This is a genomic window from Pseudomonas sp. Leaf58 (genome assembly GCF_003627215.1).
Taxonomy (GTDB): domain Bacteria; phylum Pseudomonadota; class Gammaproteobacteria; order Pseudomonadales; family Pseudomonadaceae; genus Aquipseudomonas.
The window spans coordinates 5,394,274-5,419,355 of sequence record NZ_CP032677.1; the positions used below are offsets into that span (position 1 = coordinate 5,394,274).

21 protein-coding genes are annotated in these 25,082 nt (G+C 59.7%); 8 read left to right on the forward strand and 13 right to left on the reverse strand.

Translation table 11 applies throughout. From position 1 onward, the window contains the following. The first annotated feature begins 120 nt into the window (after positions 1-120). The 3 genes from uvrD to DV532_RS25020 all read left to right on the forward strand — a co-directional run bounded on the left by uvrD (position 121) and on the right by DV532_RS25020 (position 3,938). The gene (gene uvrD / locus DV532_RS25010; RefSeq protein ID WP_056793906.1) at positions 121-2,307 is read left to right on the forward strand and encodes a DNA helicase II; all 2,187 of its coding nucleotides are present in this window, start codon (positions 121-123) and stop codon (positions 2,305-2,307) included. A gap of 254 nt (positions 2,308-2,561) precedes the next feature. Next, positions 2,562-3,416 (forward strand): Tim44 domain-containing protein, encoded by an 855-nt coding sequence (locus DV532_RS25015; protein WP_056793904.1) that lies wholly within the window; start codon positions 2,562-2,564, stop codon positions 3,414-3,416. Positions 3,417-3,530: 114 nt separating this feature from the next. Next, a complete protein-coding gene (locus DV532_RS25020) occupies positions 3,531-3,938 on the forward strand; it encodes an SMI1/KNR4 family protein (protein ID WP_056793902.1) in 408 nt (135 codons plus the stop codon). Positions 3,939-4,003: 65 nt separating this feature from the next. On the opposite strand, the gene DV532_RS25025 is transcribed toward DV532_RS25020, so the two are convergent. Then, positions 4,004-5,764 (reverse strand): cation:proton antiporter, encoded by a 1,761-nt coding sequence (locus DV532_RS25025; protein WP_056793900.1) that lies wholly within the window; start codon positions 5,762-5,764, stop codon positions 4,004-4,006. 342 nt (positions 5,765-6,106) lie between these two features. Between DV532_RS25025 and DV532_RS25030 the strand changes: the two genes are divergently transcribed. After that, a complete protein-coding gene (locus DV532_RS25030) occupies positions 6,107-6,592 on the forward strand; it encodes an acyl-CoA thioesterase (protein WP_056793898.1) in 486 nt (161 codons plus the stop codon). Here DV532_RS25030 and pdxY read toward each other — a convergent pair. Further along, a complete protein-coding gene (gene pdxY, locus DV532_RS25035) occupies positions 6,589-7,461 on the reverse strand; it encodes a pyridoxal kinase PdxY (RefSeq protein WP_056793896.1) in 873 nt (290 codons plus the stop codon). The genes DV532_RS25030 and pdxY overlap by 4 nt on opposite strands. 121 nt (positions 7,462-7,582) lie before the next feature. Here pdxY and DV532_RS25040 point away from each other — a divergent pair, with 121 nt between their 5' ends. Continuing rightward, complete coding sequence (locus tag DV532_RS25040; protein ID WP_015272369.1) at positions 7,583-7,975, forward strand: DUF3301 domain-containing protein; 393 nt, start codon at positions 7,583-7,585, stop codon at positions 7,973-7,975. On the opposite strand, the gene DV532_RS25045 is transcribed toward DV532_RS25040, so the two are convergent. Continuing rightward, the gene (locus tag DV532_RS25045; protein WP_056793893.1) at positions 7,976-8,947 is read right to left on the reverse strand and encodes a GTP-binding protein; all 972 of its coding nucleotides are present in this window, start codon (positions 8,945-8,947) and stop codon (positions 7,976-7,978) included. Positions 8,948-9,073: 126 nt separating this feature from the next. Then, positions 9,074-10,282 (reverse strand): zinc metallochaperone GTPase ZigA, encoded by a 1,209-nt coding sequence (gene zigA / locus DV532_RS25050; protein ID WP_056793892.1) that lies wholly within the window; start codon positions 10,280-10,282, stop codon positions 9,074-9,076. Positions 10,283-10,445: 163 nt separating this feature from the next. On the opposite strand from zigA, the gene folE2 reads away from it, so the two are divergent. Beyond that, positions 10,446-11,351 carry a GTP cyclohydrolase FolE2 gene (gene folE2 / locus DV532_RS25055; RefSeq protein WP_056793889.1) on the forward strand — a complete coding sequence of 302 codons (906 nt, stop codon included), beginning with the start codon at positions 10,446-10,448 and terminating at the stop codon, positions 11,349-11,351. On the opposite strand, the gene DV532_RS25060 is transcribed toward folE2, so the two are convergent. Beyond that, positions 11,335-11,862, reverse strand: coding sequence for a DUF3617 domain-containing protein (locus DV532_RS25060; RefSeq protein WP_056793887.1), 528 nt, complete (start codon positions 11,860-11,862; stop codon positions 11,335-11,337). The two genes, folE2 and DV532_RS25060, sit on opposite strands and share 17 nt — an antisense overlap. Positions 11,863-11,992: 130 nt before the next feature. Here DV532_RS25060 and cls point away from each other — a divergent pair, with 130 nt between their 5' ends. Beyond that, entirely contained in the window at positions 11,993-13,432 is a 1,440-nt protein-coding gene (gene cls, locus DV532_RS25065) for a cardiolipin synthase (RefSeq protein ID WP_056793885.1), read from the forward strand. 71 nt (positions 13,433-13,503) lie between these two features. On the opposite strand, the gene cfaB is transcribed toward cls, so the two are convergent. Continuing rightward, positions 13,504-14,688: a C17 cyclopropane fatty acid synthase CfaB gene (cfaB, locus tag DV532_RS25070; protein WP_056793884.1), complete on the reverse strand. Its 1,185-nt coding sequence runs from the start codon at positions 14,686-14,688 to the stop codon at positions 13,504-13,506. 207 nt (positions 14,689-14,895) lie between these two features. On the opposite strand from cfaB, the gene lpdA reads away from it, so the two are divergent. After that, on the forward strand, positions 14,896-16,296 hold the full coding sequence (gene lpdA / locus DV532_RS25075) for a dihydrolipoyl dehydrogenase (RefSeq protein ID WP_056793883.1): 1,401 nt from the start codon (positions 14,896-14,898) through the stop codon (positions 16,294-16,296). Between the two features lie 118 nt (positions 16,297-16,414). On the opposite strand, the gene glmS is transcribed toward lpdA, so the two are convergent. From glmS to atpA, 7 genes are all read right to left on the reverse strand, one after another. Beyond that, a complete protein-coding gene (glmS, locus tag DV532_RS25080; protein ID WP_056793881.1) occupies positions 16,415-18,250 on the reverse strand; it encodes a glutamine--fructose-6-phosphate transaminase (isomerizing) in 1,836 nt (611 codons plus the stop codon). Between the two features lie 3 nt (positions 18,251-18,253). Then, positions 18,254-19,030: a DeoR/GlpR family DNA-binding transcription regulator gene (locus tag DV532_RS25085; protein WP_056793878.1), complete on the reverse strand. Its 777-nt coding sequence runs from the start codon at positions 19,028-19,030 to the stop codon at positions 18,254-18,256. A gap of 234 nt (positions 19,031-19,264) precedes the next feature. Then, positions 19,265-20,632 (reverse strand): bifunctional UDP-N-acetylglucosamine diphosphorylase/glucosamine-1-phosphate N-acetyltransferase GlmU, encoded by a 1,368-nt coding sequence (glmU, locus tag DV532_RS25090; protein WP_056793876.1) that lies wholly within the window; start codon positions 20,630-20,632, stop codon positions 19,265-19,267. 112 nt (positions 20,633-20,744) lie between these two features. Continuing rightward, complete coding sequence (locus DV532_RS25095) at positions 20,745-21,170, reverse strand: F0F1 ATP synthase subunit epsilon (protein WP_023383131.1); 426 nt, start codon at positions 21,168-21,170, stop codon at positions 20,745-20,747. Between the two features lie 44 nt (positions 21,171-21,214). Then, complete coding sequence (gene atpD / locus DV532_RS25100; RefSeq protein WP_056793873.1) at positions 21,215-22,591, reverse strand: F0F1 ATP synthase subunit beta; 1,377 nt, start codon at positions 22,589-22,591, stop codon at positions 21,215-21,217. A 27-nt stretch (positions 22,592-22,618) separates the two neighbouring features. Beyond that, the gene (gene atpG, locus DV532_RS25105; RefSeq protein WP_056793872.1) at positions 22,619-23,479 is read right to left on the reverse strand and encodes a F0F1 ATP synthase subunit gamma; all 861 of its coding nucleotides are present in this window, start codon (positions 23,477-23,479) and stop codon (positions 22,619-22,621) included. Positions 23,480-23,528: 49 nt separating this feature from the next. Next, positions 23,529-25,073 (reverse strand): F0F1 ATP synthase subunit alpha, encoded by a 1,545-nt coding sequence (gene atpA / locus DV532_RS25110; protein WP_056793870.1) that lies wholly within the window; start codon positions 25,071-25,073, stop codon positions 23,529-23,531. Positions 25,074-25,082 lie beyond the last annotated feature (9 nt).

Below are 25,082 nucleotides of genomic sequence, written 5' to 3' on the forward strand. Positions count from 1 at the left end.
GATCGCAGCATCGCGGCGATCAGGCTGCTGCCTCCACGGACCGACGAGCGACCGCCTCGCAGGTGCATATTTATACAGTAGAAGTTTGCCCCTTCCCCTGCCGCGCCCTAGAATGGCCCGATGCGCACAGACGACCTCTCCCTCCTGCTTAACTCCCTCAACGATGCCCAACGCCAGGCCGTAGCGGCCACGCTCGGGCGTCAACTGGTGCTTGCCGGCGCCGGTTCCGGCAAAACCCGCGTGCTGGTGCACCGCATCGCCTGGCTGATCCAGGTGGAGCAGGCATCGCCGCACTCGATCCTGTCGGTAACCTTCACCAACAAGGCTGCAGCAGAAATGCGCCAGCGGATCGAGCAACTGCTGGGCATCAACCCAGCAGGCATGTGGGTTGGCACCTTCCACGGCCTGGCCCATCGCCTGTTGCGCGCCCACTGGCAGGAAGCGCGGCTGGTGCAGAACTTCCAGATCCTCGACAGCGACGACCAGCAGCGCCTGATCAAGCGGGTGATGCGCGAGCTGGGCCTGGACGAGCAGAAGTGGCCGGCACGCCAGGCTCAGTGGTTCATCAACGGGCAGAAGGACGAGGGCTTGCGCCCGCAGCATATCCAGGCCGGCGGTGACCTGTTCCTGTCGACCATGCGCGACGTCTATAGCGCCTATGAACAGGCTTGCGAGCGCGCTGGGGTTATCGACTTCTCCGAGCTGCTGCTGCGCGCGCTGGACCTGTGGCGCGATCACCCAGGCCTGCTGGAGCACTACCAACGGCGCTTCCAACATGTGCTGGTAGACGAATTCCAGGACACCAACGCCGTGCAGTACGCCTGGCTGCGCCTGTTGGCGCGCGGTGGTGCCAGCCTGATGGCGGTGGGCGATGACGACCAGTCGATCTACGGCTGGCGCGGCGCCAAGATCGAGAATATTCACCAGTACACTGCCGACTTCCCTGACGCCGAAATGATCCGCCTGGAGCAGAACTACCGCTCCACCGGCGGCATCCTCAAGGCGGCCAACGCCCTGATCGCCAACAACAGTGGGCGCTTGGGCAAGGAACTGTGGACCGACATGGGCGAAGGCGAACCGCTAACCCTGTACGCGGCCTACAACGAGCATGACGAAGCGCGCTATGTAGTGGAAACCATCGAGAGCCTGGTCAAGCAGGGCAATGCGCGTAACGAAATCGCCATCCTGTACCGCTCCAACGCCCAGTCGCGGGTGCTGGAAGAAGCTCTGCTGCGCGAGCGCATTCCCTACCGCATCTACGGCGGCCAGCGCTTCTTCGAACGCGCCGAAATCAAGAACGCCATGGCTTACCTGCGGCTGCTCGAAGGGCGTGGCAACGATGCCGCCCTGGAGCGGGTTATCAACGTGCCGCCGCGCGGCATTGGCGAAAAAACCGTCGAGGCTATCCGCGAACACGCGCGCCACAGCCAGCTGTCGATGTGGCAGGCGATGTGCCAGTTGCTGGCTGCCAAGGCCTTAAAAGGCCGCGCTGCCAGCGCCCTGGGGGCGTTCATCGAGCTTATCGAAGGGCTGGCTGCCAAGGTTGTGGACATGCCGCTGCATACCATGACCCAGACCACCATCGAGCAGTCCGGGCTGATCATCTATCACCAGGAAGAAAAGGGTGAAAAGGGCCAGGCGCGGGTAGAAAACCTTGAGGAACTGGTGAGCGCAGCGCGCAACTTCGAGTCCACTGACGAAGACGCCGACCTCTCGCCACTCTCGGCCTTCCTCGGCCACGCCTCGCTCGAAGCGGGCGATACCCAGGCCGACGAGCATGAAGACAGCGTCCAGCTGATGACCTTGCACAGCGCCAAGGGCCTGGAATTCCCATATGTATTCCTGGTGGGCATGGAAGAAGGCCTGTTCCCGCACAAGATGAGCCTGGAAGAGCCCGGCCGCCTGGAAGAGGAACGCCGCCTGGCCTACGTGGGCATCACTCGCGCCATGCGCCAGCTGGTCATGACCTACGCCGAAACGCGTCGCCTGTATGGCAGCGAGACCTACAACAAGGTATCGCGTTTTGTACGTGAGATACCGGCGGGCCTGATTCAGGAAGTGCGCCTGTCCAACAGCGTCAGCCGCCCGTTCGGCGGGGTCAAGACGGCTACCAACAGCAACCTGTTCGCCAATGCCAGCATTCCACAGACTGCGTTCAATTTGGGCCAGCGTGTGCAGCACGCGGTGTTTGGCGAGGGCGTAATCCTCAACTTCGAGGGCTCCGGCGCCCAGGCACGGGTGCAGGTGAATTTTGCCGAAGGCAGCAAGTGGCTGATGCTGGGGTATGCCAAGCTCGAGGCCATCTGAAGCCTGCACCGGCCTTGTAGGAGCAGCCTTGTGCCGCGATGGGCTGCAAAGCAGCCGCAGGATTTTTACCTGAACGCTGAACCTGCCGGGGCTGCTGCGCAGCCCATCGCGACACAAGGCTGCTCCTACAAGAGCCGTCCATAAGTACCTTGTAACATTCAGGCAAAAGCTCGAAACATTATGTCGCTGGTCATGTGCCCGGGAACCTGTGCAACATGACGCGCGTGCAATCCACAACAGGGGATATCCCACTTATGCAACGTTTTCTTAGCATCGCACTGGCGCTTTGCGTCGGCTTGACGCTGAGCCTGGACGCCAACGCCAAACGTTTCGGCGGCGGCAAGAGCTCGGGCTCCGCGCCTATCCACCAGACCCGCCAGGCCACGCCAACCACGCCTGCCGCCGCGCCGACCGCACCTGGCCGTGCCGCTCCGGCCGCCAGCGGTGCTTCGCGCTGGTTGGGCCCACTTGCCGGCCTGGCCGCCGGTGGCCTGCTGGCTTCCATGTTCATGGGCGACGGTTTCGAAGGTTTCCAGATCATGGACTTCCTGATCGTGGCGCTCATCGCCTTCCTGGTGTTCCGCTTCATCGCTGCGCGTCGTCGCCAGCAGCAGCCGCAAATGGCCATGCCAGGCCATGCGCCGATGCAGCGTGAAGCTCACGCGCAGCCTGCCCAGCCGTCGGTCTTCGGTGGTTCGGCCGCACCCGCTGCCGCTGCCACTCCGGTGATCAACGCCCCGGCCTGGTTCAACGAGCAAAGCTTCCTGGCTGCCGCCCGTAACCACTTCCAGTCGCTGCAGCAGCACTGGGATGCCAATGAAATGGACAAAATCGCCGAGTTCGTCACCCCGCAAATGCTTGAGTTCCTCAAACGCGAGCGCGCCGAGCTGGGTGATGGCTTCCAGTCCACCTACATCGACAACCTTGAGGTACAGTTGGACGGTGTTGACGACCGCGCCGACCGCACCGACGCCACCCTCACCTTCCGTGGCGTATCGAAAAACTCGCGCTTCGACCAGGGCGAACTGTTCAGCGAAAGCTGGCACATGGTTCGCGCCCCAGGCGAAAACCAGCCTTGGCTGGTCGCCGGTATCCGTCAAAACGGCTAACCGCTGCATGCTGCACAAAAAACCCCGGGCCTGCCCCGGGGTTTTTGCTTTTGCCAGAGTGGCCTACTAGGGTATAACGCGCAGCGTTGTCATCTAGGTCAGAGGAAGTGAACCGTGGAAGAAGTGATCGAACAACTCCGTGAAGCCAATGAGCCGGTACCAGTGCCCTTGGAGCTTCCCGACGAGGACCAGCTGGTAGAGATCGAAGAACAGCTGTTCATCAATATTCCATTCGTGTTCAAAGAGTTTCTCCTGACCGTAAGCGATGTGGTTTACGGCTCCCTTGAGCCTGTGACCGCCACCGACCCGCAGTCTCACACTTACCTGCCAGATGTGGCGTCCAACGCCTGGGATGCCGGCGTGCCGCGGGACCTGATTCCGCTGTGCCAGGACGGCGACAACTACTACTGCGTCGAAGAAGACGGCACCGTGGTGCTGTGGGATGCGGAAGAAGAAATCGTCGGCGAAGAAAGCTGGGAATCGGTATGGCATTGGGCGCGGGATGTTTGGCTGGAAAGCTGATTCCAACCTCTATTTGAAGTTGCCCCTGCGCTGGCCACTGAGGCCAGCACAGGGGACATCGCCCCTTAGTGGGTGTTCTCGCGACTGTTCTCCAGGGTCTCCAGCAAGGCGATCTGCATGCGCGTGTGCACGCGAATGAACCAACGCCACAGCAAGGCCACCACCACGGCGGCCACTACGGCAATCACTAGCAGCAGTTCGCTGGTCGGCAGAATGCTTGCCGACAATGCCGACAGCAGCAGGAAAATCACCAGCAACGACAGCAGCGGGATCACCTCGGCAATTACACGGCGCACGCGCTGGGTATGCCGCCCGGCCATTTCCGGCTTTACTCCCATCTCCGCCAACAGCATCGACAGCGCCTTGAGCTTGCGATAGGCAGCAATCAGGAATGGCAGCGACAGCAGCAACGCCGCGCCCCAAATCAACGCTTTCTGCTGGCTGGCATCGCTGACCCACTCGCTGAGCCAGTTGCCGATACGCTCGGCAAAGTAACCACCACTGAAGAAGATAGCGATCACCAGCGCCAGGTTTACCCCCACCTGCAGCAAGATGCGCCGAATCATCGCCGCCAACATGGCACTCTCACCCTGTGGCTGGATGCTGCGCAACCATTCGCCATACAACGACAACACCCGTGCCAGACGGCTGGGCACGACATTGCCGAGCTTCTGCGACAGGGGGTCGGCCGCACGAATCAGGTACGGTGTCAGCAACGTGGTGATTGCCGATACGGCGACCGCCACCGGATAGAGGAAGTCGCTGGTCACCTGCAGGGTCATGCCCAGCGCAGCGATGATGAAGGAAAACTCGCCAATCTGCGAAAGCCCCATGCCCACCCGCAGCGACGTGCGCCCGTCATTACCGGCGATGAACGCGCCCATGCCGCAAGACAGCATTTTGCCCAGCACCACTGCCAGGGTGATGACCACGATCGGCCAGGCGTAATCGATCAGCACTTGAGGGTCGATCATCAAGCCAATGGCGACGAAGAAAATCGCGCTGAACAGGTCCCGTACCGGCTCGATCAGGCGCTCAATTTTTAGCAACTGGCGCGATTCGGCCATGATCGCGCCAATCAAAAAGGCGCCCAACACCATGCTGTACTCCAGCTTTACCACCAACAGGCAAAAGCCAAAGCACAGGCCCAGCACGGTAATCAGCAACATCTCATTGCTTTCGAACTTGGCCACATAGGCCAGCAGCCGCGGCACCAGCAGGATGCCGATGACCAGCGCGACGATCATGAACAGCGACAGCTTGCCAACAGTGGAGAACACCTCGCCCGAGCTGACCGTGCCGCTGACGGCGATGCCCGACAGCAGGGCGATGATGCCGATGCCAAGGATGTCCTCGACAATCAGCACACCAAAGATCAGCTGGGCAAAACGCTCATTTTTCATCTTCAGGTCGTTGAGCGCCTTGACGATGATGGTGGTCGAGGAAATGGCCAGGATGGCACCGAGGAACAGTGAATCCATGGTGTTCCAGCCGAACCAGCGGCCAATCTCGAAGCCGATCCAAATCATCAGCACGATTTCCAGGAACGCCGCGATAAACGCCGTAGCACCCACCTTGAACAGCTTGCGCAGGCTGAATTCGAGCCCCAGGCAGAACATCAGGAAGATAACCCCCAGCTCGGCGAGGGTCTTGATGGTGTCTTCATCGTGGATCAGGCCAAACGGCGGCGTGTGTGGGCCAATGATGAAGCCAGCGACAATGTAGCCCAACACCACGGGCTGCTTGAGTCGGTGAAACAGAATGGTAACCACGCCAGCGACCAGCATGATGACTGCCAGGTCCTGGATAAAGCTAATGGCATGCATGGCGTGATACTCCTTTTCTCGTCTTTTGCTGGATGCCGGGGCAGACCGCTCCTCTGCCAAGGCACCCCTAAGCGAGCAGCAAGCACATACTGTATTGAAAGCGGGAAAGCCCATGTTGCATGGGTGTACTCAGGTTAACATCGCACCCCACAGCAAAAAGCCGGTGCAATATGCAGAAACAGATCGGCTGGAAAAGCGCCGCTGATGGCATGATCGGCGTGACGATGGCGCGTCAGCCAACGTCCCGTACCAAGAAGGCAAATTCACAAGAGGGGAAAAGAAGTGTCTGCAGATAACGCCCCCCATCCGCCCGATTCAGCGCAACCTCACCGTGAGCACACTATGGAACCTGGAAACGCCCAGCTGAGCATGACCGTCCTGATGACCCCGGACATGGCCAACTTTTCTGGCAACGTACATGGCGGCACCTTGCTCAAGTACCTCGACGAAGTGGCTTATGCGTGCGCCAGCCGCTATGCCGGCAGCTATGTGGTGACCCTGTCGGTCGACCAGGTGATCTTCCGCGAGCCGGTGCATGTGGGTGAACTGGTGACCTTCCTGGCGTCGGTCAACTACACCGGCAACACCTCGATGGAGGTAGGAATCAAGGTGGTGACCGAGAATATCCGCGAACGCTCGGTGCGCCATTCCAACAGCTGCTTCTTCACCATGGTCGCGGTCGATGACAACCGTCGCCCGGTGCAGGTGCCGCCACGCCAACCGCACAGCAGCGAGGAAAAGCGCCGCTTCCTGCAGGGCCAGCAGCGCCGCCAGATCCGTCAGGAACTGGAAAAGCGCTACCAGGACCTGAAAACCGACGCCATTTAAAACGCCAGCAACTGCGCCTCGAAGCGCACCCGAGGGTGCGCAATGCGGTCCTGGGCCCGCACCAGTTGCAGTTCGTAACTGGCGCTGGCCTGGGTTTCCAGCAGTACTTCGTGAACTGCCGCCGCGGTGAACTCGAACGCCTGCACCCAACTGTCGCCGAGCAGCACGCGTGCCAGGAACAGGCCTGAGGTCAGGTCGCCCACCCCCACCGGCTGCCGCGGGAACGCCAGCAACGGGCGGCGCAAGTGCCAGCTGTGTTCGGCAGTCACCAGCAGCATCTCGAACTGGTCCTCGACACGCCCGGGGTACGCCAGGTGCTTGACCAGCACCACCTGCGGCCCACGTTGCAGCAGGCTGCGGGCCATATTCACACAGTCTTCCAGCGACTGCGCACGCCGCCCACAAAAGCTATCCAGTTCCAGCTGGTTGGGGCACAGGATGTCGGCCTGGGCGGCTGCCTCGTCGAGTAGAAACGCGCTGACTTCCGCTGGCACGATGCAGCCCTTCTCTGGGTGCCCCATGACCGGGTCGCACAGGTACAACGCTTTTGGGTTTACCGCCTTGATTCGCTCGACGCCCGCCAGAATCGCCCGCCCTTGCTCGGCACTGCCCAGGTAGCCGGAAAGCATCGCGTCACAGTGGCCCAGTTCGCCGATGTTGGAAATACCTTCCACCAACGCAGGAATTTGCGTAGGGGCAAGCACTTCACCCGCCCACTGACCATACTGTGTGTGGTTGGAGAACTGCACGGTATTGAGCGGCCAGACATTGACCCCAATACGCTGCATGGGAAACACCGCGGCGCTGTTACCGGCGTGGCCGAACACCACATGAGACTGGATGGCAAGCAGGTGCGGGGTACGTTTCATGCGGGTAGTTTCCAAAGCTGTTTCAGGGATTGTGCGGCTGCGCAGTATGAACTCGATTGCCACCTGTACGACAGGCCAGGGACGCAGTTAAGCTGGAACGACCTGTTTGGAGCATACGCAAATGTTGACCCTGGAGAACCTCTTCGTCCTGATGCTGGTAGCCACGGCAGGCGCCTGGTTGTGGCACAACCATGGGTTACGCGAAAAAGCCCTGGAACGGGTCAAACAGCATTGCGCCAAGCTCGACCTCGAGTTGCTCGATGATGCCGTCGCGCTCAAGCGCATTGCCTTTGTCCGTGATGCCAATGGCCGCAAGCGCCTGGCACGCGTGTACGCCTTCGAGTTCACCGTCACTGGCGAGCAGCGCCACCCCGGCACCGTGACCCAATTCGGCGCCCACAGCGTGCAAATTGAACTGGCCCCCTACCCGTTCGAGATAAAGACGCCACCGCGCACCGATAACGTCATTGAGATGCAGCAGTGGCGCCAGGAGCACAACCGCTGGCGCAACTAATCAACTGACACGGCATTCGTTCAACCCGGCTTGCAGCGCGGGTTGCGATTGCGGCTGCGCAAAAATCAGCTCGATACGGGTATCCCTGCGCCAATCGCTCGGTTGCCACGCGGGCACCTCCCCGCGCAGCCCGTTGAAAGACTGCCACCCATCCACACTGTGGATAACTCCTTTGGCGCGCTGCCATGGCCACGCCCGCAAAAACGCCTGCAGCCGCTGTGGATAAAACTGCTGGCCGGGATGCCAGCGCCAGCCGATGCTCCAACCTGCTTCGCCCTGCTGGGCAAGACAGATCGGTTGCCCAGGGTCGGCCCAAAGCGCAGCAGGGGCTATTTGCAGATTGTCGACAATCTTGTTATCCACACTCGAGCTGTCGACAATCTCTTGGGGGGCTTTAGGGAGGTCTGCAAAAGGCAAACGACCCTGCACCGCCCAAGTAATATTCTTTTGAGGAAATTTATTAGTTATCAACAACTTGGAATATTCATCCACAGTCTCTGACTTGTTGAAAACGACGTTCTGACAGGCGTCTAAAGCCTGTTGTTGAGCCTCGGAGAGCTGCGCATTTTGGGCCATGAATGGTGCGTCTAGAACCATCAGTAACGGCTGAATTGTCAGCACTCCCGCCCAGGGAGCTTGCTGCAACTGGGCCAACAACTGCAACGGATGACCCAGCCCGGAGGGTTCGATAAACAACCGGTCTGGCCGGGATTGGCGCAGCAGCCGGCCCAAGCCCACCTGAAACGGCATGCCATTGACGCAGCACAGGCAGCCCCCTGCCACTTCGCCGATGGCGATACCGTCTTCGTCACGGCTGAGCAACGCCGCATCCAGACCGACCAGGCCAAACTCGTTGATCAGTATCGCCCAGCGTTCGTTCGCCGGCCGCTGGGTTAGCAGATGACGAATCAGGGTGGTTTTGCCGGCCCCCAGCGGGCCAGCAATCACGTGAGTGGGAATGTTCTGCAGCATGGAATGGCTTCGAGCGGTGGTGATGCCTCACTATGCGCCCTCAGGCTAACCAGTCAAGGTCAGGCAATAGAGCGCCAGATGTTATCCACAAAGAGCTGACCTGTGCATAACTAACTACGCAGGCGCTCACGCTGTCGACTCTTGGTGCCAAGGGCCAAATGGATCGGGCAGACGCAACCATCCCATGTAGCCCCAGTTCATCTCCTCATCTGTTAACAGGCAAGCATCGAGGGCTGTGGATAATTTTTCGAAGTTAATATTCTGCCCGATGAACACCAGCTCCTGCCGGCAGTCACCGCTTTCTGCAGTCCAGTTTTTCAGGATCGAAGCCGTGTTATCCACATCCTGCGGCCACTCCTCACGCGGCACGAAGCGCCACCAACGGCCCGCCAAGCCATAGCGCATCATTCCACCCGCCTGCGACCAGCTGCCGGCCTCCTGGTATTTGCTGGCCAGCCAGAAAAAACCTTTAGAACGCAGCAGCCGGCCGTTGCTCCAGGGCGTGTGGATAAAGTCGAAAAAGCGTTGTGGATGAAGCGGGCGCCGGGCCTGCCAGGTGGTGGCCGCAATGCCGTACTCTTCGGTCTCCGGCACATGCTCGCCGCGTAGTTCCTGCAGCCACCCCGGGGCCTGTGCAGCCTGGTCGAAGTCGAACAGCCCGGTGTCGAGGATACGCGCCAGAGGCACCTCGCCCATAACCATGGGCACGATCTGCGCCCGGGCATTGAGGCTGCGCAAGATGGCCGTGAGCTCTTCACGCTCGTGCTGGCTGATCAGGTCGATCTTGCTGAGCAATAGCACATCGGCAAACTCCACCTGTTCGATCAACAAGTCACTGATCGAGCGCTCGTCGTCTTCACCTAGGGTTTCGCCGCGGCTAGCCAGGCTGTCTGCTGCCTGATAATCACGCAAGAAGTTGAGGCCATCGACCACAGTAACCATGGTGTCCAGGCGCGCCATGTCGGACAGGCTGCGGCCCTGCTCGTTGCGGAAGGTGAAGGTCTCGGCCACCGGCAGTGGCTCCGAAATACCCGTGGACTCGATGAGCAGGTAATCGAAGCGGCCTTCTTCGGCCAGCCGTGCCACTTCCTCAAGCAGGTCTTCACGCAGCGTGCAGCAGATGCAGCCATTGCTCATCTCCACCAGTTTTTCTTCTGCACGGTTCAGGCTGACGTTGCGCTGCACCTCACTGGCGTCGATGTTGATTTCGCTCATGTCGTTGACGATGACTGCGACCCGTAAGTTGTCGCGGTTCCGCAGCACATGGTTGAGCAAGGTGCTCTTGCCGGCGCCAAGGAAGCCGGAAAGTACGGTGACAGGTAGACGATTGAACATGGCGAAACCTCTTCGGGCGGGCGCATTCGAAAGGATGCATTGCACAATGTTATAAAGTAACAATACAATTTCGCCAAGCGGTTCTCGACGGATGCGTGCTCATCAGCGATGAGTCAGCTTGATCGGTGGTTGCCGCTGATCCACTTTCTGTTTGGAATATCAGATGACCCAGCTACTGCTCCCCGACATTGCCGCCCAAGCCCAGGAATTCGCCTTGCCGTTAAACTGGGTGGGTATGTGCGGAATTGCCTTACCTGTGCAGGCCGAAGGGCGTACGGCAACTGCCAGCGTTGATGCCGGCGTTAGCCTGGTAGACGGTAGCGCACGGGGCATCCATATGTCGCGGCTTTACCTTGCCTTGGAGTCCTTGGCGCACCAACCGCTGACGCCGCTCGCAATCCGTCAGCTACTGGCTAACTTTCTCAGCAGCCATGCAGGCCTTTCTTGCGCAGCGTATCTACGCCTGCGCTTCGCCCATCTACTGAAAAGACCCGCACTGGTCAGCCAGTTGGACGGTTGGAAAAGCTATGCCGTAACTGTCGATGCAAGGCTGGAAAATGGAATGTTCCACGTGGAACTATCGGTTTCCGTCCCTTACTCCTCGACCTGCCCGTGCTCGGCTGCACTTGCTCGACAGCTGATTCAGCAGCAGTTCCAAGCACACTTCAGCACTGAGCAGGTCGACAAGTCTGCAATGTTGCAATGGTTAGGCACCACCCAAGGCATCGTGGCGACGCCTCACAGCCAACGTAGCAATGCGCAAATTCAGGTAAGGCTAAACAGCAATCAGCAGACGCTACCCATAACCGAGCTGATCGACTGCGTAGAAGCAAGCTTGGGCACAGCGGTACAGACCGCCGTGAAACGTGCAGACGAACAAGCGTTCGCCTTGGCCAACGGGCAAAACCTGATGTTCTGCGAAGACGCCGCGCGACGCCTGCATCAATCGCTACGGCAAATAGAATGGAGTACGGCTTTTAAGCTGCGCGTGGAACATGCAGAAAGCCTGCATGCCCACGACGCAGTGGCGACCAGCCAGTGGCGATGGGATGTCAGCTGCGCGGTTTGACCGAGCCGCAGTCATTGCCCAACCACACGGCACGCGTGTTCATGCTGCCTTGCTGTTGCACACCCGAAGCGTTGAAGGTGCCGTTGACCTGAGTGGTAAACTCCCGATCACTCAGGAAAGTCGCCTGGCCGCTGCCCTGTGCCTTTGGGCAACTGAACTGGAACTTCCACACATTGCCGGTGCGGTCGGTGATTTTTTGCGTGCAACCTGACTTAGGGTCCTGCAGCGGAATGTCGTTGGTAGCCACTTGCTCTGGCGTCAGGCACGACCGTACGCCCTTGCCGCCCACAGTCACCCCCTGTTTGGCCAGCACTCCTTCCATCATTGCGCGTTGCTCCGGCGGCAGGTTCTTCAACTGGCCGAGCATGAATTCCATGTCGGGTAACGGCTTGCCATCGACCTGCATATTGCTGGTGGTCAGCTCCCACAAGCCTGGCTGCAGCATCTGAGCTTGCACCAGTGGGCTGCTCACACCTAGGGCCAACGCCAACAGTGGCAGACGAATCTTCATGGACAAACGCTCCTGGAAAAACCGGCCAACCAGGCCGGGCTGAGCCTTAGACGCCAAATCCACCTGCGGGTTGCAAGGCAGACCGAGAACGTGTTCTGTTACTTCAGTGTACTCGCCAAGCAGGATGCATATGGATTACCACAGCCCCTACTTCTTCGGTTACCTACTCGGCCTGGTTCACCTGTTGGGTATCGTCGCCGCTCTGCATGCACTGTTCACCGTGCGCACTGCCCAAGGCGCAATCGCTTGGGCCATGCCGCTATTCTTCATTCCCTACCTCACGTTGATCCCTTACCTTGTCTTCGGTGCCCGCTCGTTCTATGCCTACATCAAGGCCCGGCGCCAGGCCAATCAGGAAATGCACGTGGCCATGGCCAACCTAAACTGGCGTCCTTGGGTAGAAGAAGCACTCACCGCCCGCGAGTCGGAAAGCTACGCGGCCTTGCGCGCCATGCCCAAGCTCGGGCGCATGCCATGCCTGGCAAACAACCAAGTGAAGCTGCTGATCGATGGCAAGGCAACATTCGACGCAATCTTCACCGCTATCGAAAACGCCCACGACGTGGTGCTGGTGCAGTTTTTCATCATCCATGACGACGGCCTGGGCAAAGCGTTGCAGCAGTTGCTTTTACGCAAAGCCGCCGAAGGGGTGCAGGTTTTCGTGCTGTACGACCGCGTCGGCAGCCATGCCTTACCGGCAAGCTACAGCCAGGTGCTGCGCGACGGTGGTGTGCAGATCCATGCCTTCGCCACGCGGCGTGGCTGGTTCAACCGCTTCCAGGTGAACTTCCGTAACCACCGCAAGATTGTGGTGGTGGATGGCCTGCTCGGTTTTATCGGCGGGCACAACGTGGGCGATGAGTACCTCGGTGCGCATCCGCAGCTATCACCGTGGCGCGACACCCATGTGCAGATCAGCGGGCCGGTACTGGCCTGCCTGCAGGAGTCATTTGCCGAGGATTGGTACTGGGCCGCGCGCCAACTCCCGCCGCTTATTTTGCCGGACACCTACCCAGATAACGGCGTGCTGTGCCAAGCCCTGGCCAGCGGCCCGGCCGACCCGCAGGAAACCTGCTCGCTGTTCTTCCTTGAGGCAATCCATTCGGCTACCCGCCGGGTGTGGATCACCAGCCCGTACTTTATCCCCGATGAAGCGGTATTTGCCGCGTTGCGCCTGGCAGTATTGCGCGGGGTGGATGTGCGGGTACTGATCCCGTCACGCCCTGACCATCGCATCGTTTATGCTGCTTCCAGCCTGTTTGCCTTCGAAGCGGTACGTGCGGGTGTGCGCATGTTCCGCTACCAGCCAGGCTTTCTGCATCAGAAGGTGGTGCTGGTAGATAACGATGTCAGCGCGATCGGCAGTGCCAACCTGGACAACCGCTCGTTCCGTCTGAACTTCGAAATTACCTTACTAACGGTCGACCGCGGCTTCGCCGACCAGGTTGAGAGCATGCTGCTGCATGACTTTGAACAGGCGCGGGAAATCACTGCGGAAGACAGCCGCGATACTCATCGGCTGCAGCAGTTGGGGATGCGGATTGCGCGGCTGATTTCGCCGATTCTCTGAAGGCACCGCGTACAGCTTAAGGAGGCCCCCCTGCGGGAGCGGGTTCACCCGCGCCCACAGGGTTTGCCTCTTCAGCGGTACAGGTCTTCGCGTGTCCAGGGCAGGTTATGGTGCCCATCGGCATAGGGCTTCACTGCCAGTATCTGATGCAGGTTGATCCAGCCCTTTTGGAAGGCATAGGCACACCCGGCCAGGTAAAGGCGCCAAATGCGCAGGGTTTTTTCGGGCACCAGCGTAGCCGCCTTGTGCAACTGGTTCTCCAGGTTCTCGCTCCAGTGGTGCAGGGTTTTGGCGTAGTGCAGGCGCAGGCTTTCCACGTCCACCACCTCCAGTCCCGCTTCACAGATGCTGGCACTGATCATCGACAAGTGCGGCAGCTCACCGTGCGGGAACACGTAGCGGTCGATGAACTCGCCGGCACCCCGCCCCACCGGTCGCCCATCGACATGCTTGGCAGTGATACCGTGGTTCATCACCAGGCCCCCTTCCCTCACGGCGCCGAACAGCTTCTGGCAATACAGCGCCAGGTTGGCATGCCCGACATGTTCGAACATGCCAACGCTCACAACCTTGTCGAAACGGCCATCCTGAGGCAGGTCACGGTAGTCGAGAATCTGCAGGTCAACCTTGGCGGCCAAGCCCTCCGCCTTGACACGCTGGCGGCCAAGTTTGAGTTGCTCCTTACTCAAGGTAATGCCGAACACCTTGGCGCCATATTCGCGAGCGGCGAAACGTGCCAACCCGCCCCAGCCACAACCGACGTCGAGCAAGTAGTCACCGTTGTCCAGGCGTAGCTTGCGGCAGAGGTGATCGAATTTATCCTGCTGGGCCTGATCTAGCGTGTTATCCGCTTCGCGGAAATAGGCACACGAATAGGCCATGTCCTGATCCAGCCATAGCTGGTAGAACGCGTTGGAAACGTCATAGTGGTAGGAAATGGCTTCGGCATCGGTGCTTTTGTCATGGGCATGCCGTTGCGGCGGAGTGTCGTCCTCGGCGGTCACAAGCGCTTCGCTGAGTTCGTCGCAGACGCGGATGGCTTCACCCATATCCCCTTCCAGCTCCAGCTTGCCTTCCACAAATGCAGTGCCCAGCTGTTCCAGGCTGGGGTGGGTCAGCTGGCTGATCAGCTGGGGCTCCTTGACCAGGATAGTCACTTGCGGGGAAGGCCCCAGATCGAACTGGTTGCCATCCCACAGTTTCAGCCGAAGTGGGAGATGCAGGCTCTGCAGTGCCGGTGGAAGTTGCGCAAGCATGAACGACCCTCCTATCCATATTTGGCCACAACGCCTGATATTTCGAGCGTTGCCGGATCAGAGTAGTTCATTCGAGAGAGGTTTCCTCTAAACGCGACCATGGTCTAGAACCAACTGATCTTATCTATGCAGTAGATTGTATACAATTCTAGCGTCTGAGCTTAACCTTATGCCCCTCTCGCGCTTCCTCATCCTGGAGTTGAACCCATGAAATCCTATGACGTGGTGATCATTGGCGGTGGTCCTGGCGGCTACAACGCAGCCATTCGAGCGGGCCAGCTGGGCCTGAGCGTAGCCTGCGTGGAAGGCCGCTCGACCCTGGGCGGCACCTGCTTGAACGTAGGCTGCATGCCTTCCAAAGCACTGCTGCATGCCTCTGAGCTGTACGAAGCCGCCAGTGGTGACGAGTTCGCCCACCTCGGTATCGAGGTAAAACCTACCCTCAACCTCGCCCAGATGATGAAACAGAAAGACGAGAGTGTGACTGGCCTTACCAAGGGCATCGAGTACCTGTTCCGCAAGAACAAGGTCGACTGGATTAAGGGCTGGGGCCGCTTGGACGGCGTGGGTAAGGTTGTGGTCAAGGCTGAGGACGGCGGCGAAACCGTATTGCAGGCCAAGGACATCGTCATTGCAACCGGCTCGGAGCCCACGCCACTGCCAGGCGTGACCATCGACAACCAGCGCATCATCGACTCGACCGGTGCGTTGTCCCTGCCACAGGTGCCCAAGCACCTGGTAGTGATCGGTGCCGGTGTGATTGGGCTAGAGCTGGGCTCGGTATGGCGTCGTCTGGGTAGCCAGGTCACGATCATCGAATACCTTGACCGCATCTGCCCAGGCACTGACATCGAAACCGCCAAGACCCTGCAAAAAGCATTGGCCAAGCAAGGCATGGTGTTCAAGCTGGGCAGCAAGGTCACCCAGGCCACCGCCAGTGCCGATGGCGTGAGCCTGACCGTGGAACCGGCCGCAGGCGGTACCGCAGAAACGTTGCAGGCCGACTATGTACTGGTTGCAATCGGCCGACGCCCCTATACCCAGGGCCTCAACCTGGAAAGCGTGGGCCTGGAAACCGACAAGCGCGGCATGCTTGGCAACAACCATCACCGCACTTCAGTACCGGGCATCTGGGTAATTGGCGATGTCACTTCCGGCCCCATGCTGGCGCACAAAGCCGAAGACGAAGCGGTGGCCTGCATCGAACGCATCGCCGGCAAGCCCCACGAGGTCAACTACAACCTCATCCCAGGTGTGATCTATACGCGCCCCGAGCTGGCTACCGTGGGCAAGACCGAAGAGCAACTCAAAGCCGAAGGGCGTGCCTATAAAGTGGGTAAGTTCCCCTTCACCGCCAACAGCCGCGCCAAGATCAACCACGAGACCGAAGGCTTCGCCAAGGTCCTCGCCGATGCCGAAACCGATGAGGTGTTGGGTGTGCACCTGGTGGGCCCAAGTGTCAGCGAGATGATTGGTGAGTTCTGCGTGGCCATGGAATTCTCGGCCTCGGCGGAAGATATCGCCCTCACCTGCCACCCCCACCCGACGCGCTCCGAGGCCTTGCGCCAGGCAGCGTTGAATGTGGACGGGATGGCGATGCAAATCTGATTCGCAAGAGCGAGCGGAGCGATGCAGCACTAACGCGAAAAGGCCGCTGCTACAGGAACATCCCTGTAGCAGCGGCCTTGTATCGTGACGGGGTGCAAAGCATCCCCAGGCTTCTGCCCTACTCGACCGTAACCGACTTCGCCAGGTTACGCGGCTGGTCCACGTCGGTGCCCTTGAGCACAGCCACGTAGTACGACAGCAACTGCAGCGGGATGGTGTACAGGATCGGCGCCAAGGCGTCGGCAATGTGCGGCACATTGATCACGTGAGTACCTTCGCCATTGGTCATGCCGGCCTGCTCATCAGCGAACACTACCAGTTCACCCCCACGGGCACGCACTTCCTGCAGGTTGGACTTCAGCTTCTCCAGCAGTTCGTTGTTAGGCGCAACGGTCACCACTGGCATGTCGTTGTCCACCAGCGCCAGCGGGCCATGCTTCAGTTCGCCGGCTGGGTAAGCTTCAGCGTGGATGTAAGAGATTTCCTTAAGCTTGAGCGCACCCTCCATCGCGACTGGGTACTGTGCACCGCGGCCCAGGAACAGGGTGTGGTGCTTGTCGGCGAACAGCTCGGCGATTTTCTCGACAGTAGCGTCCATGGCCAGGGCTTCGCCCAGGCGGGCCGGCAGGCGGCGCAGCTCTTCAACCAGCTCGGCTTCAACACCAGCTTCCAGAGTACCGCGCACCTGGCCCAGGGCCAGAGTCAGCAGCATCAGCGAAACCAATTGGGTGGTGAAGGCTTTGGTCGAAGCCACGCCGATTTCTGGGCCGGCCAGGGTCAGCAGGGTGAGGTCCGATTCACGCACCAGCGAGCTAATGCCCACGTTGCAGATCGCCAGGCTGCCGAGGAAGCCCAGCTCCTTAGCGTTGCGCAGCGCAGCCAGGGTGTCGGCGGTTTCGCCGGACTGCGAGATGGAAACGAACAGCGTGTCTGGCTGCACCACCACTTTGCGGTAACGGAACTCACTGGCCACCTCCACTTGGCACGGGATGCCAGCCAGGCTTTCCAGCCAGTAACGGGCAACCATACCGGCGTGGTAGCTGGTGCCGCAGGCAACGATCTGCACATTGCGCACCTTGCCGAACAGCTCGGCAGCCTGCGGGCCAAACGCTTGGACCAACACATTGTCCTTGCCCAGGCGGCCTTCCAGGGTGCGTTGTACAACGGTTGGCTGCTCATGGATTTCCTTGAGCATGAAGTGGCGATAAGTACCTTTGTCTGCGGCTTCGGCGCCTTCGTGATACTGCACGGTTTCGCGCTGGACCTTGTGACCGTCCTGGTCCCAGATGGCGACCTGGTCACGGCAGATTTCGGCAATGTCACCTTCTTCCAAGTACATGAAGCGGTCGGTGACTTGGCGCAAGGCCAACTGGTCGGACGCCAGGAAATTCTCGCCCAGGCCCAAACCGATGACCAGCGGGCTACCGCTGCGTGCCGCCACCAGGCGGTCAGGCTGTTTGGCGCTGACCAGCGCCAGGCCGTAGGCACCGTGCAGGCGCTTCACGGCGGCCTTCAGGGCATCGGCCAGGTCTGGAATGGTCTTCAGGGTGTGGTGGATCAGGTGGACGATAACTTCGGTATCGGTTTGCGAAGTGAAGACGTAGCCAAGGCTCTTCAGCTCTTCACGCAGCTCTTCGTGGTTCTCGATGATGCCGTTATGCACCACAGCCAGTTCATGGCTCGAGAAGTGCGGGTGGGCGTTGCCTTCGGTCGGCGCGCCGTGGGTAGCCCAACGGGTGTGGGCGATGCCCAGCTGGCCAGCCAGTGGCTCGGCGGCAACAGCAGCTTCCAGCTCACTGACCTTACCGATACGGCGCCGGCGCTGCAGCTCACCGTTCTGGGTGAGGACAGCCAGGCCGGCGCTGTCGTACCCGCGGTACTCAAGGCGCTTTAGCCCTTCAATCAAGATGGCTGTGATATTGCGCTCGGCGACGGCACCTACGATTCCACACATGGTTTATTGCTCCTGGCTGATCGCGGCGCAGATCAGGTTGATGCCGCGGGCTTGAATTTGTTCGCGTGCCGCTGCGGGCAGGCGTTCATCTGTAATAAGGGTATGAACGTTGCCCCAAGGCAGCTCGAGATTCGGGATCTTGCGCCCTACCTTGTCCGATTCGACCATCACGATCACTTCACGAGCGACTTCAGCCATGACCCGGCTCAACCCGAGCAACTCGTTGAACGTGGTAGTACCGCGGCCGAGGTCGATGCCGTCGGCACCGATGAACAGCTGGTCGAAATCGTAAGAGCGCAGTACCTGCTCAGCGACCTGGCCCTGGAACGATTCCGAGTGCGGGTCCCAAGTGCCGCCGGTCATCAACAGCACCGGCTCGTGTTCGAGGTCGCAGATGGCACGCGCCACATTCAGCGAATTGGTCATCACCACCAGGCCCGGCTGGCGCCCCAGTTCGGGGATCATGGCTGCGGTGGTGCTGCCGCTGTCGATGATGATGCGCGCATGTTCGCGAATACGTTCCACGGCAGCGCGGGCGATGGCCTTCTTGTAGGAAGACACCGGCTGGGCGGGTTCACCGAGCAGCTCTTGCGGGACCGGCACTGCGCCACCGTAACGGCGCAGCAGCAGGCCATTGGTTTCCAGGGCGGCGAGGTCCTTGCGGATGGTGACTTCCGACGTTGCGAAACGCTTTGCCAAAGCGTCCACACTCACCTCGCCCTGCTCGCTGAGCAAAGCCAGAATATTGTGTCGCCGCTGCGGGGTGTTTCGTTTCGACATGAGCGCTTAAGTTTCGATTCGAAAGATATTGATTGCAATCAAAACCTAAGATGAAGCATTCGTCAAGCTGTGGATAAAACTTCGCGACTCCTCTTCCCTGTAATCCCACCCCACCGGACTGCGTCAGCCCTTACTAATTGCAATGGAGTGTGGTTGCAAACGAGCATCTGTCCTCACAAAAAAAGCCGACTTACTCACATAAGTCGGCTTTCGATCGAAACAGCTGTGTATAACTCAGCTCTTCTTGATCTTCTCCGGTCGCTTCCAGCCAGAAATGTTGCGCTGTCGCGCACGGGCCACTGCCAGTTCGCCAACCTCAACGGTTTGGGTAATGGTCGAGCCCGCAGCGGTGGTCGCACCCGACTTGATTTCCACTGGCGCCACCAGCGAGTTGTTCGAACCGATGAACACGTCCTCGCCCATTACGGTCTTGAACTTGTTGGCGCCATCATAGTTGCAGGTGATGGTGCCTGCGCCAATGTTGGTGCGCGCACCAATTTCGGCATCGCCCAGATAGGCCAGGTGACCAGCCTTGGCGCCTTCACCCAGGTGGGTGTTTTTCAGTTCGACGAAGTTACCTACATGGGCCTTGGCGTCCAGTACGCTGCCCGGGCGCAAGCGCGCGAACGGGCCGGCATCGCTGCCCTCACCCATCACCGCACCTTCGAGGTGGCTGTTGGCCTTGACCACCGCACCTTTGCGCAGGGTGGTGTTCTTGATCACACAGTTAGGGCCGATCTGCACATCGTCCTCGATGACCACCTTGCCTTCGAGAATCACGTTGATATCGATCAGCACGTCACGACCAACGGTCACTTCACCGCGTACATCGAAGCGCGCAGGGTCACGCAGGGTGACGCCTTGGGCCATCAGGCGGCGGCCTTCACGCAGCTGGTAGTGGCGCTCCAACTCGGATAATTGGCGACGGTCGTTGGCGCCTTGTACTTCCATTGGGTCGTGAGGCTGCTCGGTGGCTACAACCAGGCCATCAGCCACCGCCATGGCGATGACGTCGGTCAGGTAATACTCGCCCTGGGCGTTGTTGTTCGACAGGCGGCCCATCCAGTCAGCCAGGCGCGCAGCAGGTAGGGCCAAAATGCCAGTGTTGCCTTCCTTGATCGCTTTCTGCGTGTCGTTGGCGTCCTTGTGCTCAACAATGGCAGTCACCTTGCCCTGCTCGTCCCGCACGATGCGGCCGTAGCCAGTCGGGTCGTCGAGGGTAACCGTCAGCAGGCCCAGCTGCTGGTCGTTGGCTTTAGCCAGCAGGCGCTGCAGGGTTTCGACTTCGATCAACGGCACATCGCCGTATAGCACCAGCACAGTTTCGGCGGTCAAGGCAGGCAGTGCCTGGGCAACCGCATGGCCGGTACCCAGTTGCTTGTCCTGCATGACGAAGTTCAGGTCGTCAGCGGCCAGGCGCTCGCGTACCAGCTCAGCACCATGGCCGATGACCACGTGAATACCTTGTGGCTGCAGCTGGCGCGCGCTGTGGATAACATGGCCGAGCATGGAGTTGCCGGCTACCGGGTGCAGCACCTTGGGCAGCGCCGAGCGCATGCGGGTACCTTGGCCAGCGGCGAGAATAACGATATCGAGTGACATTACTGGCTACCAATCCTGGGCGGTCAGTGGAATGACCGGTTTTGTGGGTTACAAAAAGAAAAAGGGTAGCCGATGGCTACCCTTCTTCTCAATCTGCATGATGCCTGCGGGGTTAACCGCCGAACTTCTTGCGGATCTGCTGGACGGTACGCAGCTGGGCTGCGGCCTCGGCCAGACGTGCGGATGCGGCACTGTAGTCGAAATCCGCGCCTTTCTCATGCAGGGCCTTCTCAGCTGCCTTGACGGCATCCTGAGCGGAGGCTTCGTCCAGGTCGGCTGCACGCTGCACGGTGTCGGCGAGGACCTTGACCATGTTCGGCTGCACTTCCAGGAAGCCACCGGAGATGTAGAACACCTCGCGTTCGCCGCCCTGCTTGGTCAGCGTGATCGGACCTGGCTTGAGATTGGTGATCAGCGGCGCGTGGCCTGGAGCGATACCCAGATCGCCCAAGTTGCCGTGCGCTACTACCATCTCGACCAGGCCGGAGAAGATTTCCCCTTCCGCGCTGACGATATCGCAATGGACTGTCATAGCCATCTGCTTGCCTCAACCTGATTAGCGCCCCTTGCGGGGCGCCGGGATTACAGTTTCTTGGCTTTCTCGATCGCTTCGTCGATGCTGCCGACCATGTAGAACGCTTGTTCTGGCAGGTGGTCGTAGTCACCTTTGAGGATGCCGCTGAAGCCAGCGATGGTGTCTTTCAGGGAAACGTACTTGCCTGGCGAACCGGTGAAGACTTCGGCCACGAAGAACGGCTGCGACAGGAAGCGCTGGATCTTACGAGCACGGGCTACCAGTTGCTTGTCGCTTTCAGACAGTTCGTCCATACCCAGGATCGCGATGATGTCCTTCAGCTCTTTGTAGCGCTGCAGAACATACTGAACGCCACGAGCAGTCTCGTAGTGCTCGGTGCCAATCACGTTCGGGTCCAGCTGGCGCGAAGTCGAGTCCAGTGGGTCAACCGCCGGGTAGATACCCAGGGAGGCGATGTCACGGGACAGAACGACGGTGGCGTCCAAGTGGGCGAAGGTGGTCGCCGGCGATGGGTCGGTCAAGTCGTCCGCAGGTACGTATACGGCCTGGACGGAAGTGATCGAACCTTCCTTGGTGGAGGTGATGCGCTCTTGCAGAACGCCCATCTCTTCAGCCAGGGTCGGCTGGTAACCTACTGCCGAAGGCATACGGCCCAGCAGTGCGGATACTTCGGTACCGGCCAGGGTGTAACGATAGATGTTGTCGACGAACAGCAGAACGTCGTTACCTTCGTCACGGAACTTCTCAGCCATGGTCAGGCCGGTCAGCGCTACGCGCAGACGGTTTCCTGGTGGCTCGTTCATCTGACCGTAGACCAGCGCTACTTTGTCGAGAACGTTGGAGTCCTTCATCTCGTGGTAGAAGTCGTTACCCTCACGAGTACGCTCACCCACACCAGCGAACACGGAGTAACCGCTGTGTTCCATGGCGATGTTACGGATCAGTTCCATCATGTTAACGGTCTTGCCTACACCGGCACCACCGAACAGACCAACTTTACCACCCTTGGCGAACGGGCAAACCAGGTCGATAACCTTGATGCCGGTTTCCAGCAGCTCGTTGCCGCCTGCCTGGTCAGCGAACGAAGGCGCTGGCTGGTGGATACCGCGACGCTCTTCTTCGCCGATCGGGCCGGCTTCGTCGATTGGGTTGCCCAGTACGTCCATGATACGGCCGAGAGTGGCCTTACCAACAGGAACGGAAATGGCAGCGCCGGTGTCGACGACATCCAGACCGCGCTTCAGGCCTTCGGTCGAGCCCATCGCAATGGTACGAACCACGCCGTCGCCCAGCTGCTGCTGAACTTCCAGGGTGGTTTCCGCGCCTTGTACTTTCAGCGCGTTGTAAACACTCGGCACGACGTCACGTGGGAATTCCACGTCGATGACGGCGCCGATGATTTGAACGATACGTCCGCTACTCATAGCTGGATCCTCTGAATTTTTGAACCGTTAAACCGCGGCAGCGCCGCCGACGATTTCCGAGATCTCCTGGGTGATCGCAGCCTGACGCGCCTTGTTGTAGATCAACTGCAGCTCTTTGATCAAATCACCGGCGTTGTCTGTGGCGTTCTTCATGGCGATCATCCGGGCCGCTTGTTCAGCAGCGTTGTTCTCGACCACCGCCTGGTACACCTGCGACTCCACGTAACGCACCATCAAGCCGTCCAGCAGCTCTTTTGCGTCGGGTTCGTACAGGTAGTCCCAGTGGTGCTTGAGTTCCTGATCCGGGGTTGCCACCAACGGTACCAATTGCTCGACCGTCGGTTGTTGGGTCATGGTGTTGATGAACTTGTTCGAAACCACCGAAAGGCGATCGATACGGCCGTCCAGGTAGGCGTCCAGCATCACTTTGACGGAGCCGATCAAGTCATTGATCGACGGCTCTTCGCCCAAGTGGCTGATCGCGGCTACGACGTTGCCGCCGAAGATGCGGAAGAAAGTCGCACCTTTTGTACCGATCACGCACAGGTCGATTTCCACGCCCTGTTCGCGGTTTGCGTTCATGTCCTTGACCAGGGCCTTGAACAGGTTGGTGTTCAAGCCACCGCACAGACCACGGTCACTGCTTACCACGATATAACCGGCGCGCTTTACAGGGCGCTCGATCATAAACGGGTGGCGGTATTCCGGGTTGGCGTTGGCCAGATGACCGATCACCTGGCGGATACGCTCCGCGTAAGGACGGCTAGCAGCCATGCGCATTTGTGCCCTGCGCATCTTGCTGACCGCCACTTTCTCCATGGCGCTGGTAATTTTTTGCGTGCTTTTGATGCTCGCAATCTTACTGCGAATCTCTTTTGCGCCTGCCATGTATCACCTATCAGGTTAGCAAGCGGGGGCCAGGGGCCCCCGCTGCGGCTTACCAGGTCTGGGTGGCCTTGAACTTCTCGATACCGGCTTTCAGGCCAGCGTCGATTTCGTCGTTGAAGTCACCCTTCACGTTGATCTTCGCCAGCAATTGGGCGTGATCACGGTTGAAGTAGGCGATCAGCGCTTGCTCGAAGCTACCGACCTTGGAGACTTCCACGTCAGTCAGGAAACCACGCTCAGCGGCGTACAGCGACAGGGCCATGTCCGCGATGGACATTGGCGCGTACTGCTTCTGCTTCATCAGCTCGGTTACGCGCTGACCATGCTCCAGCTGCTTGCGGGTCGCTTCGTCCAGATCGGAAGCGAACTGGGCGAATGCAGCCAGTTCACGGTACTGAGCCAGAGCGGTACGGATACCACCGGACAGTTTCTTGATGATCTTGGTCTGAGCGGCACCACCTACGCGGGATACCGAAACACCGGCGTTCACTGCAGGGCGGATGCCCGAGTTGAACATGGCCGATTCCAGGAAGATCTGACCGTCGGTGATGGAAATCACGTTGGTCGGAACGAACGCGGAAACGTCGCCAGCCTGGGTTTCGATGATCGGCAGGGCGGTCAGGGAACCGGTCTTGCCAGTGACTGCGCCGTTGGTGAACTTCTCGACGTACTCTTCCGAAACGCGCGATGCACGCTCCAGCAGACGGGAGTGGAGATAGAACACGTCACCTGGGTAAGCTTCGCGTCCTGGTGGACGGCGCAGCAGCAGGGAGATCTGACGGTAGGCAACGGCCTGCTTGGACAGGTCATCGTAAACGATCAGGGCGTCTTCACCGCGGTCACGGAAGAACTCACCCATGGTGCAGCCGGCGTAGGGAGCCAGGAACTGCAGCGCGGCGGATTCCGAAGCACTGGCAACGACCACGATGGTGTTGGCCAGGGCGCCGTTTTCTTCCAGCTTGCGAACGATGTTGGCAACGGTGGAACGCTTCTGGCCGACAGCAACATAAACACAGAAAATACCGGAGTCTTTCTGGTTGATGATGGCGTCGATGGCCATGGCGGTCTTGCCGATCTGACGGTCACCGATGATCAGCTCACGCTGACCACGGCCGACAGGGATCATGGCGTCGACGGACTTGTAGCCAGTCTGTACAGGCTGGTCTACAGACTTACGCCAGATCACGCCTGGTGCAACTTTTTCGACCGCGTCGGTCTCGGTGTTGCCCAGAGGACCTTTACCGTCGATCGGGTTGCCCAGTGCGTCAACGACGCGGCCCAGCAGTTCCTTACCAACCGGAACTTCCAGGATGCGGCCGGTGCACTTGGCGCTCATGCCTTCGGCGAGGGTGTCATAGGCACCCAGGATCACTGCACCTACGGAGTCTTGCTCCAGGTTCAGGGCCATGCCGTAGACGCCGCCAGGGAACTCGATCATTTCGCCGTACATGACGTCGGCCAGACCGTGGATCCGCACGATACCGTCGGATACCGAAACAACGGTACCTTCGTTACGGGCTTGGGAGCTCACATCGAGATTATCGATGCGGCCCTTGATGATTTCACTAATTTCGGAAGGATTGAGTTGCTGCATTGCTCTGCT

Excerpts from the sequence above, each read along its gene's own strand:
- DV532_RS25060 (WP_056793887.1), bottom strand. The coding sequence starts at position 11,862 with ATGAAGATTCGTCTGCCACTGTTGGCGTTGGCCCTAGGTGTGAGCAGC.
- zigA (WP_056793892.1), bottom strand. The coding sequence starts at position 10,282 with ATGTTCAATCGTCTACCTGTCACCGTACTTTCCGGCTTCCTTGGCGCC.
- DV532_RS25040 (WP_015272369.1), top strand. The coding sequence starts at position 7,583 with ATGTTGACCCTGGAGAACCTCTTCGTCCTGATGCTGGTAGCCACGGCA.
- uvrD (WP_056793906.1), top strand. The coding sequence starts at position 121 with ATGCGCACAGACGACCTCTCCCTCCTGCTTAACTCCCTCAACGATGCC.
- DV532_RS25045 (WP_056793893.1), bottom strand. The coding sequence starts at position 8,947 with ATGCTGCAGAACATTCCCACTCACGTGATTGCTGGCCCGCTGGGGGCC.
- DV532_RS25085 (WP_056793878.1), bottom strand. The coding sequence starts at position 19,030 with ATGTCGAAACGAAACACCCCGCAGCGGCGACACAATATTCTGGCTTTG.
- atpD (WP_056793873.1), bottom strand. The coding sequence starts at position 22,591 with ATGAGTAGCGGACGTATCGTTCAAATCATCGGCGCCGTCATCGACGTG.
- DV532_RS25095 (WP_023383131.1), bottom strand. The coding sequence starts at position 21,170 with ATGGCTATGACAGTCCATTGCGATATCGTCAGCGCGGAAGGGGAAATC.
- lpdA (WP_056793883.1), top strand. The coding sequence starts at position 14,896 with ATGAAATCCTATGACGTGGTGATCATTGGCGGTGGTCCTGGCGGCTAC.
- DV532_RS25025 (WP_056793900.1), bottom strand. The coding sequence starts at position 5,764 with ATGCATGCCATTAGCTTTATCCAGGACCTGGCAGTCATCATGCTGGTC.
- folE2 (WP_056793889.1), top strand. The coding sequence starts at position 10,446 with ATGACCCAGCTACTGCTCCCCGACATTGCCGCCCAAGCCCAGGAATTC.
- pdxY (WP_056793896.1), bottom strand. The coding sequence starts at position 7,461 with ATGAAACGTACCCCGCACCTGCTTGCCATCCAGTCTCATGTGGTGTTC.
- DV532_RS25030 (WP_056793898.1), top strand. The coding sequence starts at position 6,107 with ATGGAACCTGGAAACGCCCAGCTGAGCATGACCGTCCTGATGACCCCG.
- glmU (WP_056793876.1), bottom strand. The coding sequence starts at position 20,632 with ATGTCACTCGATATCGTTATTCTCGCCGCTGGCCAAGGTACCCGCATG.
- DV532_RS25015 (WP_056793904.1), top strand. The coding sequence starts at position 2,562 with ATGCAACGTTTTCTTAGCATCGCACTGGCGCTTTGCGTCGGCTTGACG.
- atpA (WP_056793870.1), bottom strand. The coding sequence starts at position 25,073 with ATGCAGCAACTCAATCCTTCCGAAATTAGTGAAATCATCAAGGGCCGC.
- atpG (WP_056793872.1), bottom strand. The coding sequence starts at position 23,479 with ATGGCAGGCGCAAAAGAGATTCGCAGTAAGATTGCGAGCATCAAAAGC.
- cfaB (WP_056793884.1), bottom strand. The coding sequence starts at position 14,688 with ATGCTTGCGCAACTTCCACCGGCACTGCAGAGCCTGCATCTCCCACTT.
- glmS (WP_056793881.1), bottom strand. The coding sequence starts at position 18,250 with ATGTGTGGAATCGTAGGTGCCGTCGCCGAGCGCAATATCACAGCCATC.
- cls (WP_056793885.1), top strand. The coding sequence starts at position 11,993 with ATGGATTACCACAGCCCCTACTTCTTCGGTTACCTACTCGGCCTGGTT.